The sequence below is a fragment of the Mesorhizobium sp. P3_A8 genome, assembly GCF_056402995.1.
This window is the reverse complement of record NZ_JBFUGI010000002.1, coordinates 24,478-37,620: the sequence shown is the minus strand read 5'-3', so window position 1 is coordinate 37,620 and position 13,143 is coordinate 24,478. Positions and strand designations below refer to the sequence as shown.

General features: G+C 60.9%; 16 protein-coding genes. 10 read left to right on the top strand and 6 right to left on the bottom strand.

The window, feature by feature from the left end; translation table 11 throughout:
• Window positions 1–6: 6 nt before the first annotated feature.
• Window positions 7–2,076: a putative bifunctional diguanylate cyclase/phosphodiesterase gene (locus AC1DX4_RS04260; protein ID WP_477219148.1), complete on the bottom strand. Its 2,070-nt coding sequence runs from the start codon at window positions 2,074–2,076 to the stop codon at window positions 7–9.
• 296 nt (window positions 2,077–2,372) lie between these two features.
• Here AC1DX4_RS04260 and AC1DX4_RS04255 point away from each other — a divergent pair, with 296 nt between their 5' ends.
• The 3 genes from AC1DX4_RS04255 to AC1DX4_RS04245 are packed head-to-tail and all read left to right on the top strand — an operon-like array spanning window position 2,373 to window position 5,304.
• Window positions 2,373–3,560: a glycine C-acetyltransferase gene (locus AC1DX4_RS04255; protein WP_477219147.1), complete on the top strand. Its 1,188-nt coding sequence runs from the start codon at window positions 2,373–2,375 to the stop codon at window positions 3,558–3,560.
• Between the two features lie 52 nt (window positions 3,561–3,612).
• Window positions 3,613–4,647, top strand: a complete 1,035-nt coding sequence (gene tdh / locus AC1DX4_RS04250) for an L-threonine 3-dehydrogenase (protein ID WP_477219146.1) — start codon at window positions 3,613–3,615, stop codon at window positions 4,645–4,647.
• A 33-nt stretch (window positions 4,648–4,680) separates the two neighbouring features.
• Window positions 4,681–5,304, top strand: a complete 624-nt coding sequence (locus AC1DX4_RS04245; RefSeq protein ID WP_477219145.1) for a DUF4304 domain-containing protein — start codon at window positions 4,681–4,683, stop codon at window positions 5,302–5,304.
• Here the strand turns inward: AC1DX4_RS04245 and AC1DX4_RS04240 are convergent.
• Window positions 5,265–5,750: a MarR family winged helix-turn-helix transcriptional regulator gene (locus tag AC1DX4_RS04240; RefSeq protein WP_477219144.1), complete on the bottom strand. Its 486-nt coding sequence runs from the start codon at window positions 5,748–5,750 to the stop codon at window positions 5,265–5,267. The two genes, AC1DX4_RS04245 and AC1DX4_RS04240, sit on opposite strands and share 40 nt — an antisense overlap.
• 120 nt (window positions 5,751–5,870) lie before the next feature.
• Here AC1DX4_RS04240 and hmgA point away from each other — a divergent pair, with 120 nt between their 5' ends.
• The 5 genes from hmgA to AC1DX4_RS04215 are packed head-to-tail and all read left to right on the top strand — an operon-like array spanning window position 5,871 to window position 9,965.
• Window positions 5,871–7,184: a homogentisate 1,2-dioxygenase gene (gene hmgA, locus AC1DX4_RS04235; protein WP_477219143.1), complete on the top strand. Its 1,314-nt coding sequence runs from the start codon at window positions 5,871–5,873 to the stop codon at window positions 7,182–7,184.
• 10 nt (window positions 7,185–7,194) lie between these two features.
• Window positions 7,195–8,082, top strand: coding sequence for an MBL fold metallo-hydrolase (locus AC1DX4_RS04230; protein WP_477219142.1), 888 nt, complete (start codon window positions 7,195–7,197; stop codon window positions 8,080–8,082).
• The gene (locus AC1DX4_RS04225) at window positions 8,079–9,110 is read left to right on the top strand and encodes a fumarylacetoacetate hydrolase family protein (RefSeq protein ID WP_477219141.1); all 1,032 of its coding nucleotides are present in this window, start codon (window positions 8,079–8,081) and stop codon (window positions 9,108–9,110) included. Before AC1DX4_RS04230 ends, AC1DX4_RS04225 begins: the two co-directional genes overlap by 4 nt.
• Window positions 9,107–9,400, top strand: coding sequence for a hypothetical protein (locus tag AC1DX4_RS04220; protein WP_477219140.1), 294 nt, complete (start codon window positions 9,107–9,109; stop codon window positions 9,398–9,400). The genes AC1DX4_RS04225 and AC1DX4_RS04220 overlap by 4 nt, the downstream gene beginning before the upstream one ends.
• A gap of 4 nt (window positions 9,401–9,404) precedes the next feature.
• On the top strand, window positions 9,405–9,965 hold the full coding sequence (locus tag AC1DX4_RS04215; protein WP_477219139.1) for a DinB family protein: 561 nt from the start codon (window positions 9,405–9,407) through the stop codon (window positions 9,963–9,965).
• Here the strand turns inward: AC1DX4_RS04215 and AC1DX4_RS04210 are convergent.
• From AC1DX4_RS04210 to hppD, 3 genes are read right to left on the bottom strand one after another with little or no spacing between them, the layout of a single operon-like run.
• Window positions 9,944–10,318 carry a type II toxin-antitoxin system VapC family toxin gene (locus AC1DX4_RS04210; RefSeq protein WP_477219138.1) on the bottom strand — a complete coding sequence of 125 codons (375 nt, stop codon included), beginning with the start codon at window positions 10,316–10,318 and terminating at the stop codon, window positions 9,944–9,946. The two genes, AC1DX4_RS04215 and AC1DX4_RS04210, sit on opposite strands and share 22 nt — an antisense overlap.
• Complete coding sequence (locus tag AC1DX4_RS04205; RefSeq protein ID WP_477219137.1) at window positions 10,315–10,542, bottom strand: type II toxin-antitoxin system Phd/YefM family antitoxin; 228 nt, start codon at window positions 10,540–10,542, stop codon at window positions 10,315–10,317. Before AC1DX4_RS04205 ends, AC1DX4_RS04210 begins: the two co-directional genes overlap by 4 nt.
• A gap of 55 nt (window positions 10,543–10,597) precedes the next feature.
• Window positions 10,598–11,710: a 4-hydroxyphenylpyruvate dioxygenase gene (gene hppD / locus AC1DX4_RS04200; protein WP_477219136.1), complete on the bottom strand. Its 1,113-nt coding sequence runs from the start codon at window positions 11,708–11,710 to the stop codon at window positions 10,598–10,600.
• 138 nt (window positions 11,711–11,848) lie between these two features.
• On the opposite strand from hppD, the gene AC1DX4_RS04195 reads away from it, so the two are divergent.
• Together AC1DX4_RS04195 and AC1DX4_RS04190 are read left to right on the top strand one after the other, a co-directional pair.
• On the top strand, window positions 11,849–12,316 hold the full coding sequence (locus AC1DX4_RS04195; RefSeq protein ID WP_023762149.1) for an Lrp/AsnC family transcriptional regulator: 468 nt from the start codon (window positions 11,849–11,851) through the stop codon (window positions 12,314–12,316).
• Window positions 12,317–12,572: 256 nt separating this feature from the next.
• Window positions 12,573–12,746 (top strand): hypothetical protein, encoded by a 174-nt coding sequence (locus AC1DX4_RS04190; protein ID WP_477219135.1) that lies wholly within the window; start codon window positions 12,573–12,575, stop codon window positions 12,744–12,746.
• A gap of 46 nt (window positions 12,747–12,792) precedes the next feature.
• On the opposite strand, the gene AC1DX4_RS04185 is transcribed toward AC1DX4_RS04190, so the two are convergent.
• A complete protein-coding gene (locus tag AC1DX4_RS04185; protein WP_477219134.1) occupies window positions 12,793–13,131 on the bottom strand; it encodes a protein tyrosine phosphatase family protein in 339 nt (112 codons plus the stop codon).
• Between the last annotated feature and the right edge of the window lie 12 nt (window positions 13,132–13,143).

The window sequence follows — 13,143 nt, the reverse complement described above, 5'->3', positions numbered from 1 at the left end:
TTCTGGCTAGGACAGGCTGCCCTGCAGGACCCGCAGTTTCGCCTTCTTCGGCATGCGGGCGGTCAGCCATTCCAGTGCCTTGTCCTGCGGCATCGGGAAGGCGATGGAATAGCCCTGCACCTGGTCGCAGCCGATCGCCATCAGCGAGTCGAGTTCGGCCTCGGTCTCGGCACCCTCGGCGACGATGGAGATGCCGAGGCCGCGGGCAAGTTCGGTTATGGCGCGCACGATCTTCGAATTGTCGCCATTCTCATGGATGTTCTGGACGAAGCGGCGGTCGATCTTGAGCCGGTCGATCTCGTTGGGATTGACGTGGCTGAGCGAGGCATAACCTGTGCCGAAATCATCGAGTTCCAGATGGACACCGGCGGCCCTGATGTGACGCAGCTTTGCGGCGATGCCTGTCTTCTCGTCGTCCAGGATGACGGATTCGACGATTTCCAGCGACAGCTTCTGTGGTGGCAGTCCGGCCTTTTCCAGCGTCTCGAACAGAAACGCATCGAAATCGTGCTCGCGCAGTTCGGTGCCCGAGACATTGACGGCAAGCCGGCCGAAGGCAATCCCGGCGCGGTTCCATTCGGCCGCCTCGTTGATCGCCTTGCTGATCACGATGCGGCCGATCTCCGGCATGAAGCCGCATTTCTCGGCGACCGGGATGAATTCGCCCGGCGAGATCATGCCGCGCTCGTGATGGTTCCATCGCACCAGGGCTTCGATGCCGCTGATGCTGCCGTCGGTCAGGGAAACCTGCGGCTGGAAATAAACCTGGAACGCCTTGTCTGAGATGGCGACCTTGATGTCGTGCTCGAGCTGCTTGCGGTAGTCGAGCTCGCGGCGCAACTCCTCCGAGAAGAACGAGAAGTTGCCGCCGCCCATCTTCTTGGCGGAATAAAGCGCCAGATCGGCGTGGACGAGCAGATCCTGCGCATTGTCGGCATCGATCGGATACACGGCGATGCCGCCGCTGGCGCCCGGAAGAATGGTGGTGCCCTGGAAGACGATCGGCTCGTTGATATGCGCCAGGATGCGCCGTGCGAGCATGTTGATGTCTTCGGTGCTGCCGGCTCCGTTGAGGATCATCACGAATTCGTCGCCACCGAGCCGCGCGCACAGATCCGACGCCCGGCAGGAATCGCGCATGCGCTGTGCCGTCACCACAAGGACATAGTCGCCGGCGGCGTGGCCGAGCGTATCGTTGATCTGCTTGAAGCGGTCGAGGTCGAGCTGGACGACAGCCAGCCGCTCGCGCCGCCGATGCGCGCCCTTGATCAGCGTCTCGAAATGATCGGTCAGGAAGGTGCGGTTGTGCAGGCCGGTCAGGCCGTCATGAACCGCGATGAAGGCCATCGAATTGCGCGCATCGACCAGTTCACGCGTCTTGCGCAGGATCGCATTGGACATCGGCCTGAAAATGAACAGCGCCACCAGCAGGATGACGCCGAGTGTGGCGTAGAACAGCGTGCGGTGCAGGGTGAGCAGCTTTTCGGAGCGCTCGTCGGCTTCGGCGCTGATACGCTGGCCAAGGGCTGCATAGCCCGACAAGGTGGCATTGGCGACCGAGGCATCGAGGTTCACGCGTTCGGCGCCGCCTTTGTAGCCCTCATTGTCGACATTGAGTCGCGATTCAAGGGCTGAGATCAGACGGTCGCCATTGGCGATCAGTCCGACCGAGAAATAATCGAGATGGAAGGGCTTGGCGAAAAGCACGCTGTCTATCGACTTCGCATCGAGCTTGGCCGGCGATTCCGGATCCGCGCCGGTCTGCTTGAGCAGCAGGTCGTAGTTGGTCTCGAACTCCGCCGTCGCCTGCTTGAGCGCGCTCACCAGCGCCGGCTGCTTATCAAGCGAGGCGGCACCTGTTTCGCTGGCCAGGAAGACGATGCGCTGCGACAACGTCTTCTGCGTGCTGACGATGTCGAGCAAGGTGTGGTTGTGCTGCTGCGTCGCCATCGTCTGCTGCAGCAGGACGAAGGAGGCCGCCACCATGGCGGCAATGATCAGCAGCGCCAGCCAGTAGCCGGCCTTGATCAGCAGGATAAGCTTGCCTGAAACGGTATGCACCGGCTGCTGCGACATGTTCGGGGGCGGCCCTCTCGCCAACGGATTCCTGTATGAGCACCATTGAACTGCAAACGTTAACAGGACTGGAAATCGATCGCCGGCCGGCAAGGGGAAGACGCGGAAAGATCGCGAAATGGTTATCGCCTCCTTTCGCTGCCGGCCTGCATTTGAGCATTCGTTACCTGCGGTCGCTTGGGCGATGCCTATGGCGTCTCGTCTGATGCTGCCCGGCCACCCGATCCGGTCGCTTTTGCGATGGATTTTTTGCGCAGGCGGGACGACAGTCTGCCCACGTCAAACGAGGCTTGATCATGACCGCAGCATTTCTCTCCCATATTGACAGCGAGCTTGCCGGGCTCAAATCGGCTGGGCTCTACAAGTCCGAGCGAGTGATCTCCTCAATGCAGTCGGCCCAGATCGAGGTCGGTGGCGAGAAAGTGCTGAATTTTTGCGCCAACAACTATCTCGGCCTCGCCGACAGCGCCGACCTGCGAAAGGCGGCCACCCAGGCGCTCGACCGTTACGGCTACGGCATGGCGTCTGTGCGCTTCATCTGCGGCACGCAGGAGGAGCACAAAGAGCTCGAGGCGACGATTTCGTCTTTCCTCGGCCTTGAAGACACCATCCTCTACGGCTCCTGCTTCGACGCCAATGGCGGCCTGTTCGAGACGCTGCTAGGCGAGGATGACGCGATCATCTCGGATGCGCTGAACCACGCCTCGATCATCGATGGCGTCAGGCTGTCGAAGGCCAAGCGCGTCCGCTACGCCAACAACGACATGGCGGATCTTGAGGCGCGGCTGAAGGAAGCCAGGGATTGCCGTTTCCGGCTGATCGCCACCGACGGCGTGTTCTCGATGGACGGCATCATCGCCAACCTGAAAGGCGTCTGCGACCTTGCCGACAAATACGATGCCATGGTCATGGTCGACGACAGCCATGCGGTTGGCTTCGTCGGCAAAAATGGCCGTGGCTCGGCCGAGCATTGCGGCGTCGAGGGCAGGGTCGACATCATCACCGGCACGCTCGGCAAGGCGCTCGGCGGCGCTTCCGGCGGTTATACGTCAGGCAAAAGCCAGGTGGTCGACTGGCTGCGACAGCGCTCACGGCCCTATCTGTTCTCCAATACGCTGATGCCGGCGATCGCCGGCGCTTCGATCAAGGTGTTCGACCTGATCCGCAATGGCGATGCCTTGCGCGAACGCCTCTATGCCAATGCGGCGCGGTTCAGGTCTGAGATGGGCAAGCTCGGCTTCACGCTGGCGGGGGCCGATCATCCGATCATCCCGGTGATGCTGGGCGACGCGACGCTGGCGCAGGAGATGGCGGCGCGCATGCTGAAGCGCGGCATCTATGTTATCGGCTTCTCGTTCCCGGTGGTGCCGAAGGGCCAGGCGCGCATCCGCACCCAGATGTCGGCGGCGCATTCCATTGCCGACATCGACCGTGCGGTGGAGGCTTTCGCTGCGGTCGGCAAGGAGCTGGGTGTCATTTCCTGAGCAGCCGGCGCCGAAAAGCGATTCCGGATCAAGAGATTCAAGGGACAAAAGAATGTCGAACATGATGAAGGCGCTGGTGAAGGCCAAGGCCGAACCGGGCATCTGGATGGAAGAGGTGCCGGTGCCGGAGATCGGCCCCAACGATGTGCTGATCAAGATCAAGAAGACGGCGATCTGCGGTACCGACGTGCACATCTACAATTGGGACCAGTGGGCGCAGAAGACCGTGCCGGTGCCGATGGTCACCGGTCATGAGTTCGTCGGCACCGTCGCCGATTTCGGTGCAGCCGTCACCGAATACAAGGTCGGCCAGCGCGTGTCGGGCGAGGGCCACATCGTCTGCGGCCATTGCCGTAACTGCCGTGCGGGCAGGGGGCATCTCTGCCGCAACACGCTCGGCGTGGGTGTTAACCGGCCCGGCGCCTTCGGTGAGTATCTGGCGATACCGCAGCACAATGTCGTGCCGATCCCCGACGACGTGCCGGACGAGATTGCAGCAATCTTCGATCCCCTGGGCAATGCCGTTCACACGGCATTGTCCTTCGACCTCGTCGGCGAGGATGTGCTGGTCACAGGCGCGGGGCCGATCGGCATCATGGGCGCGCTGGTGGCGCAATGCGTGGGTGCGCGAAAGGTCGTCATCACCGACATCAACCCGGTACGGCTGGCGCTGGCGAAAAAGCTCGGCGTCCAGCATGTCGTCGACGCCTCGAAGGAAAAGCTGCGCGAAATCATGCCGGCGCTGGGCATGACCGAAGGTTTTGACGTCGGCCTGGAAATGTCGGGAGCGGCGCCCGCCTTCCGCGACATGATCGACACCATGAACAATGGCGGCAAGATCGCTATTCTGGGCATTGCGCCGACCGGCTTCGAGATCGACTGGAACAAGGTCATCTTCAAGATGCTGCATCTCAAGGGCATCTATGGCCGCGAAATGTTCGAGACCTGGTACAAGATGATCGCGCTGGTCCAGGGGCCGCTCGATGTGTCGGGGCTGATCACCCACCGCATCGGTATTGATGATTTCCAGACGGGCTTTGATGCGATGCGCAGCGGCAGTTCCGGCAAGGTGGTGATGGACTGGTAGGGGCGACCTATTGGCTTCACGTGGGGACCAGAGATGGCGGACAACGAGCACGGGCGTATCATTGCTGCGCAGGCAAAGATCGCGTTGCAGCCCGCCGGATTTCAGCGAAAGGGGCAATCACGTGTCTGGATCGCAGATCGTGGCTTCTGGCTAAGTGTAGTCGAATTTCAGCCCAGCTCTTGGTCCAAAGGCACGTACCTGAACGTAGCAGTCCACTGGCTTTGGGGCTCGCTTCTGGAAACACTGACCTTCGATCGCTCTGAACGCGTCGGCGGGTTCGTTGAGTTCCAGAGCCCCGAGCAGTTTGTGCCCGTGGTCAGTCAAATGGCCAGGAAGGCAGTCGAGATCGATCAGGTTCATCGATCGATGTTTCCTTCCGTGCAGGCGGCAGCGACGATTCTCGTGAATGAATTGCAGCCGGGTGCGTACGGCGAATGGGCAGCTTTTAATGCCGGGGTGGCGGCCGGTTTGGCTGGTGATTTTGAAACGGCAAGGCGGCTGTTTGAAAGAGTTCAAAGACACGCGGCCTCGCAAGCGCAGGCGCTCCTGGCCTACATCGATGATCCGGTGGCATTTCGAACCCACGTCAGAGGCATCATTGAAGCCGAACGCACATATTACGGCTTAGGAGCGTTGCCTACCGCCGGAGCAATCTGATTTCTGCGACGGTCGAACCTTGCCTCCAGAGCTGCCACCCCGTTGACAATCGCCGCGCGTTCCTCCGCACCGAGCCTAGCCAGCAACTCCTTCTCAAACGCCTTCGCCAGCGGCACCATCTCGTGATAGGCGGCAAGCCCGGCCTTGGTGAGAGCCAGATGTTCAACGCGGCGGTCGCTCTCGTCAGGCGTGCGTGTCAGCCAGCGCCGTCGCGCGAGTTCGGCCACGGCGCGCGAAACCTTGGTCTTGTGCATGGCCGACTGCTCGCCGAGTTCTGTCGCCGTCATCGTGCCGCGCTGGCCGAGACCTGAAAGCGTGCGCCACTCCGGTCGGGTCAGCCCGTGGCGATCCCGGTAGATCTTCGAGAATTCGCGGCTGACGGCATCGGCCAGCCGGTAGAGGCGGTAGGGCAGGAAACTTTCCAGTTCCAGAATATCGGATTCCATGATGCGCGCCGTGGCCGTTGATAGTTACATTTTCAATGGTTACAAATGAAACCAGTTTGGTCAATATTGCCGGTAAGCCGCGTTTCAGGCGGCTGAGAGGCAGGGATCAGGGAGGATCGGATGGCCTTTTCCTACATGCCGGGCTTCGGCAACGATTTTGAGACCGAAACCTTGCCCGGCTCGCTGCCGCAGGGACGGAACTCGCCGCAGCGGCCGGCCTACGGCCTCTATGCCGAGCAACTTTCGGGCTCGCCCTTCACCGCGCCGCGCGGCACCAATGAGCGCTCCTGGCTGTATCGCATCCGGCCGAGCGTCAAGCACACCGGCCGGTTCAAGGCAGCGACCTATCCCTTGTGGAAGACCGCGCCCAATGTCGGCGATCATGAATTGGCGCTTGGCCAGTATCGCTGGAATCCGGTGCCGATGCCGAAGGACCCGACCGACTTTATTCAGGGCATGTGCACGATCACCACGGCTGGCGACGTGCTAGGGCAGAGCGGCATGGCAGCCCATGTCTATGTCGCCAACACATCGATGGTCGACGACCATTTCTTCAACGCGGACGGCGAGTTGCTGGTCGTCCCGCAAGTCGGCGCCCTGCGTCTGGTGACGGAGATGGGCGTCATCGAGCTGCGGCCCGGCGAGATCGCCGTTTTGCCGCGCGGCCTCGTCTTCAAGGTCGAACTGGTCGACGAGGAAGTACGCGGCTATGTCTGCGAGAACTACGGCGCCAAGCTGACCTTGCCCGACCGCGGCCCGATCGGCGCCAATTGCCTGGCCAACCCGCGCGATTTCAAGACGCCTTGTGCCTGGTTCGAGGAGAAGGAAACGCCGTGCCGGCTGATCGTCAAATGGTGCGGCAATTTCCATGTCACCGAGATCGGCCATTCGCCGCTCGATGTTGTTGCCTGGCACGGCAACTACGCGCCCTACAAATATGATCTGGCGACCTTTTCGCCGGTCGGTGCGCTTTTGTTCGACCATCCAGATCCGTCGATCTTCACGGTGCTGACCGCGCCGAGCGGCGAGGAGGGCACCGCCAACATCGACTTCGTCATCTTTCCGCCGCGCTGGCTGGTGGCCGAAAATACGTTCCGGCCGCCCTGGTATCACCGCAACATCATGAGCGAGTTCATGGGGCTGATCCATGGCCAGTACGACGCCAAGGAAGAAGGTTTTATCCCCGGCGGCATCAGCCTGCACAATCTGATGCTGGCCCATGGCCCGGACGCGCCTGGCTTCGAAAAGGCCTCGCGTGCTGAGCTGAAACCGGTCAAGCTCGACAACACCATGGCCTTCATGTTCGAGACCCGCTACCCGCAGATGCTGACCCGCTACGGCGCCGAACTGGAAACCCGGCAGGACAATTACATCGACTGCTGGGCCGACCTGAAGAAACGCTTCAATGGCACGCCCGAGGGCGACTGGTCTTGAGGCTCGTCTGATGAGCGATCGACTGGTGCTGCTCGGCTCGAAGGGCGGCCCGGCGTTGCGGCCGGGTGGGCCGTGGCCGAGTTCGTCGCTGTTGGAACTCGGTGGGCGGATCATCGTCGTCGATTGCGGGCTTGGCGTGACGCGTGGTCTGGTCGATGCCGGCATCAGCCTGAAGGCGCTCGACCTTGTCTTCATCACGCATTTGCATTCCGATCATGTGCTGGAACTCGGGCCGTTGCTCCACACCGCATGGACGGCGGGTCTGGCGACGCCGGTCAACGTGTTCGGGCCCGCCGGCACCGGCCATTATTGGCGGCGCTTCTGCCAGGCGATGGAATTCGACATTGAAATCCGTATCGTTGACGAGGGTCGGCCCGATATTCGCGAACTGATTTCGATCAGCGAATTCGGCGAGGGGCAGGTGGTCGAGCAAGGCGGCCTGAAAGTGACGGCGCTGCGTGTCGACCATCCACCGGTGACCGACTGCTTTGCGCTGCGCTTCGAGCATGGCGGGAAAAGCGTGGTGTTTTCCGCCGACACGGCCTTCTTTCCGCCGCTCGCCGATTTTGCCAAGGGTGCTGATGTTCTCGTCCATGAAGCCATGCTGGAAGAGGGCATCGAACGGCTGGTCGCCAGAACCGGCAATGGCGCTCGGCTCAGAGAACATCTGCTCGCCAGCCACAGCTTCGCCGAAGGGGCCGGGCGTATCGCCAGCGATGCCGGCGTGAAGAGGCTGGTGCTCAATCACCTCATTCCCGCCGACGATGCCGAGATCGGCGAGGCGGATTGGATCGCCGCTGTCAGGAAAACATGGGCCGGCGACTTGACGATCGCCTGCGACGGCCTTGTTGTGGAATTAAGCAGTGTGAAAGCTGCACAAGGAGAGGAAACCGCATGAAGCTTGCCACACTGAAGGACGGGACGCGCGACGGAAAACTCGTTGTCGTCTCGCGCGACCTGACGCAGTACACCGACGCCTCTTTCCTGGCGCGCACGCTGCAGGCGGCACTCGACGACTGGCGCAGGATTTCACCGCATCTCGGCACAATAGCGGAATCGCTGGAGAACAATGCGGTGCCGTCGGCGCGCTTTCACGAGCACGACGCGCATTCGCCGCTGCCGCGCGCCTATCAATGGGCGGATGGATCGGCCTATGTGAATCATGTCGAACTGGTGCGCAAAGCACGCGGCGTCGCAATGCCGGCAAGCTTCTGGACCGATCCGCTGATCTATCAGGGCGGCTCGGACTCCTTCATTCCACCGCGCGATCCGATCCGCATGGCCGACGAAGCCTTCGGCATCGACATGGAAGGCGAAGTCGCCGTCATCGTCGACGACGTGCCGATGGGGGCAAGCCTAGACGAAGCACGCGCCGCGATCCGGCTGGTCATGCTGGTCAACGATGTCACGCTGCGCGCGCTGACGGGACCGGAACTGGCCAAGGGGTTTGGTTTCTTCCAGTCGAAACCGTCCTCTGCCTTTTCGCCCGTCGCGGTGACGCCGGATGAACTGGGCGACGCCTGGGATGGCGGCAAGGTCAGCCTGCCGCTGCTCGCCGACCTTAACGGCAAGCCGTTCGGCCGCGCCAATGCCGGTGTCGACATGACCTTCGATTTTCCGGCACTGATCGTGCATGCGGCCAGGACAAGGCCGCTGGTATCAGGCACCATCATCGGTTCGGGCACAGTCTCCAACAAGCTCGACGGCGGGCCGGGCAAGCCTGTCTCGGCGGGCGGCGCCGGCTATTCCTGCATCGCCGAGCTGCGCATGATCGAGACCATCGAGGCGGGTGAACCCAAAACGCCGTTCCTGCGCTTCGGCGACACGGTGCGCATCGAGATGAAGGACAGAGCCGGCCATTCGATCTTCGGCGCCATCGAGCAAAAGGTCGAGAAGTACCAGGGACAACATGGGATAATGGAATGACGGGGGAGGTGCTCTATTTGCTGGCTGGCGTCTTGGCGCTTGGGATTCTGGCAGTCTTCATCCTGGCCATTCGGTTGAGCTATCGTATCGAGGCGCGCTCACCGGATCTGACCAACCGCAGCGGCTTTCCGCGCAAGGCGATGATGTTCCACACCATCACCAACATGAACGTCGCACGGGATGAGGAAACGCAAGCCATGCGCCGGCGCATGAACGGGTTGCTGCTGATCGTTCTCGCCGGATTCGCGATCATGGCGGCAGGCCTGCATCTGGTGCGGTCGGGGGGATGATTTCGTGACCCTGCTGGATCACCTGCGCCGCATGGCCGGCAACAATCTCTGGTCGAACGACCGGCTTTATCGTGCCGTGCTGGCGCTCAAGCCTGGTGAGTTCGAGGCTGGGCGCACCAGCTTTTTCCCGTCGATCAAGGCAACGCTCAACCACATTCTGGCGGTCGATCATCTCTATCTCGATTTTCTCGAAGAGGGCGGCGTCGGCGCAGCCGTTTATGACGACTACGTGCCATTCGACGAGGCGGTCGATTTAGCAGCGGCCCAGGTCAAGTTTGACCGCAGGCTCATTGCCTTCTGCAATGGCCTGTCGGAGGCCGATCTCGATCGCCGCGTTATCACCGACCGGCGCGAGGATGGCATGATCCCCGAACGCATCGGCGACATCCTCGCCCATGTCTTCCTGCACGACATCCACCATCGCGGCCAGGTGCACGCCATGCTGTCCGGCACCTCGGTCGCGCCGCCGCAGCTGGATGAGTTCCTGCTCGATTATGATTTGAAACTCAGAAAAGCTGAAGTCGAACGGCTGGAACTGGATGGTCAGACCAACGCGACGTCATAGGTTGAGAATTGCCGATCCGCGGTGACCAAGATCAGGCCCTCAATTTGTGCCTGTGCGATAAGCAGGCGGTCGAACGGATCGCGGTGGTGAAGCGGCAGATGCTCAAGCCTCGCCGCATGGAGTTCGTTTACGGCGAGGATCGGAATGCCGTTCGATCGCAGGATGTCCAAGATGTCACCTGTGAGCGTGACTTTGCCGAGCGATTTCTTGATGGCGATCTCAGCTACCGAGATGGCGCTGACGATCACATCCTTGCCTGCGAGAAAGATGTCTCGATGATGATCCGAAAGACGTGAATCGGCGTTGAGAACCCAAAGCAAAATATGGGTATCGACCAGATATTTGCGGCTCATTTAATATACTCGTCCCATTCGGGGCCGAGTTCATCAAAATCATCCGATATCCAAATTTGGCCTTTCAGGGCCCCCAAAAGGCGCTTGCTGCCGCCGGGCCGGGCGGGGGCACTCAAGGTCGCAACAATTTCCCCATGCCGGGTCAGATAGATTTCTTCGCCGGCCTGGGCACGCTTCACCAACTCGGAGAGTTGGGCCTTCGCTTTCGCCATCGGAACGTTCATCGTCAAACCTCTTATGACCAGAATTTAGGTCATAATTGGCCGAGTCGCAAGTGAACTACTCCGCTGCCTGCACCTTGATCACGCCGCGCTTGATCTGGTCCTGCTCGATCGATTCGAACAGCGCGCGGAAATTGCCTTCGCCAAAGCCTTCGTCGCCCTTGCGCTGGATGAACTCGAAGAAGATCGGTCCGATCACGGTTTTCGAGAATATCTGCAGCAGGATCTTGGTCATGCCGCCGTCGACCACGCCTTCGCCGTCGATCAGGATGCCGTGCTTTTTCATCCGCTCGATCGGCTCGTCATGGCCGTTCACCCTGTTGTACGACATGTCGTAATAGGTCTCGGGCGGGCCGGGCATGAATTTCAGCCCATTCTCGGCAAGCTTGTCGGTGGCGGCGTAGATCTCGTCGGTGCCGACCGCGATGTGCTGAATGCCTTCGCCATTGTACTTCTTCAGATACTCGGCGATCTGGCTGGTCTCGTCTTTCGATTCGTTGAGCGGAATGCGGATCTTGCCGCAGGGCGAGGTGATGGCGCGGCTGACCAGGCCGGTGATCTTGCCGTCAATGTCGAAGAAGTGGATCTGCTTGAAGCCAAACAGATTGCGGTAGAAATCCCACCATTTGTCCATCTGGCCGCGATAGACATTGTGGGTCAGGTGGTCGAGGAAATAGAAGCCGACACCGAGCGGCCGCGGATCGCGCGCGCCCAGCCACTCGACCTCGGCGTCATAAGCCGAACCCTTCGTGCCATAGGTATCGACGAAATAGAGCAGCGAGCCGCCGATGCCGACGATAGCCGGCACGTCGAGCGCCTTGTCTTCGCCTTCGTAAGGCGTCGCGCCTTTCGAGACGGCGTGGTCGAAGGCATGCTTGGCATCGACCACCCGCCAGGCCATCGAGGCCGCGCAGGGGCCATGCTTGTCGGCGAACTTCATCGCATGCGAGTCCGGCTCAGCATTGACGACATAGTTGATGTCGCCCTGGCGCCAGACGGTGATGTCTTTGGTCCGATGCCTGGCCACCGCCACATAGCCCATGCGGGTGAACAGCTCGGCCAGCTTCTGCGGCTCCGGATGCGCGAACTCGACAAACTCGAAGCCGTCGGTGCCGGCGGGGTTGTCCTTGCTGATCGTGGCGGGCGGGGCGTCGTGCGGGAAGGGACCCATGATATTCCTCCAAAAGCTGGCTTGGCCTGAAAAGGCCATGTCACGCCATCATAGCGCGGAGCCGTCGCATGGTGCTTGCATTCAAACGCTTGAAATGATGATGTCATGCGTGAAGCATGCATGATGAGAGACAAAACCATGGATGAGACGCGCATTGATCAGTTTGACCGCAAGATAATGGCGCTGCTGCAGGGAGATGCGCGGCTCACCAACAACGATCTCTCGGAGCGGGTGAACCTGTCGGCGTCACAATGCTCGCGCCGCCGCCAGAGGCTCGAGGAGGACGGTTTCATCAAGGGTTATCGGGCGGTGCTCGATCGCGACAAGCTCGGCTTCTCGCTGGTCAATGTCATCTCGGTAACGCTTGCCACCCACAACCGCGATAATGCCAGACGCTTCGGCGAACTGGTGGCGCGGCTGCCGGAGGTGCAGGAGGCGCACGCGCTGACCGGCGAGATGGATTACATCTTGAAGGTGGTGACGCCTGATCTCAAATCGCTGTCGGAGTTCGTCAACGGCGTACTTCTACCGCATGAATCGGTCCAGCATGTGAAGACGGCGATCGTGCTGGAGACGTTGAAGGAGACGGGCGCGCTGCCGATTTGAGTGGGCGATGGTTTAGGCGCTTCGATGCCAGTACATCTTTGGCGCTATAGAAACGCTCAGGCCGTGGTGAAGCATGTCCAGATACCAACTTGCCGGCATTATCCTGTTTCTTGTCGGACTGGTGCCATACACAATCGGCGGACTTATCCACCTTGCGCGTCATCCCAAGAGCTTGGACTCGTTTCTCAGGGATGGGCCTCAGATGAATCGGTTCTGGCGAGCTCCGGTTTTCAAGTTTAGGGCCTCTGAATGGAGCATGTTCACCGATCACAAGTCGCGCTGGTGGTGCCTCGTGGGAGCTCCCGTCTGTCTCACAGGCTTCGTCGTGATGGTGGTCAGTTCGGTCGAACTTGGTTTTCTCGCGCTGTTCATTGCTCTCGCAGCCGTGTTCTTTGGCGTACTCAGCTTGGTGGGCGACAAGCGCCGATAGTTCAAGAGGGCACACGAATAGACGGCGACGTGGCAGTGAAGCTCATTCAGCCCTTTGACTGCTGGATCAGCCCGTACAGATTGGTGCAGCGCGCACCGGAGCGGCAATAGGCGAAGACCGGGCCGTCGAGTTCGTCGAGCGCCTTCGCCTGGTCATCGACATTATCGGCGGTGATCTGGCCGCTGATCACCGGGATGTAGCGGAAGGCAAGGCCGGCGGCCTCGACCGCCGAGCCGATGCTTTTGGCCGAAGGCTGGCCGGGCTGTTCGTCATCCGGCCGGTTGCAGATGACGCTCTTGAAGCCGGCTTCCTTGATGGCGGCGACGTCTTCGGCCTGGATCTGGCCAGAGACCGAATAGTCCTCGCTGATTTCGCGGTATTCCATGGCAGCATCCTC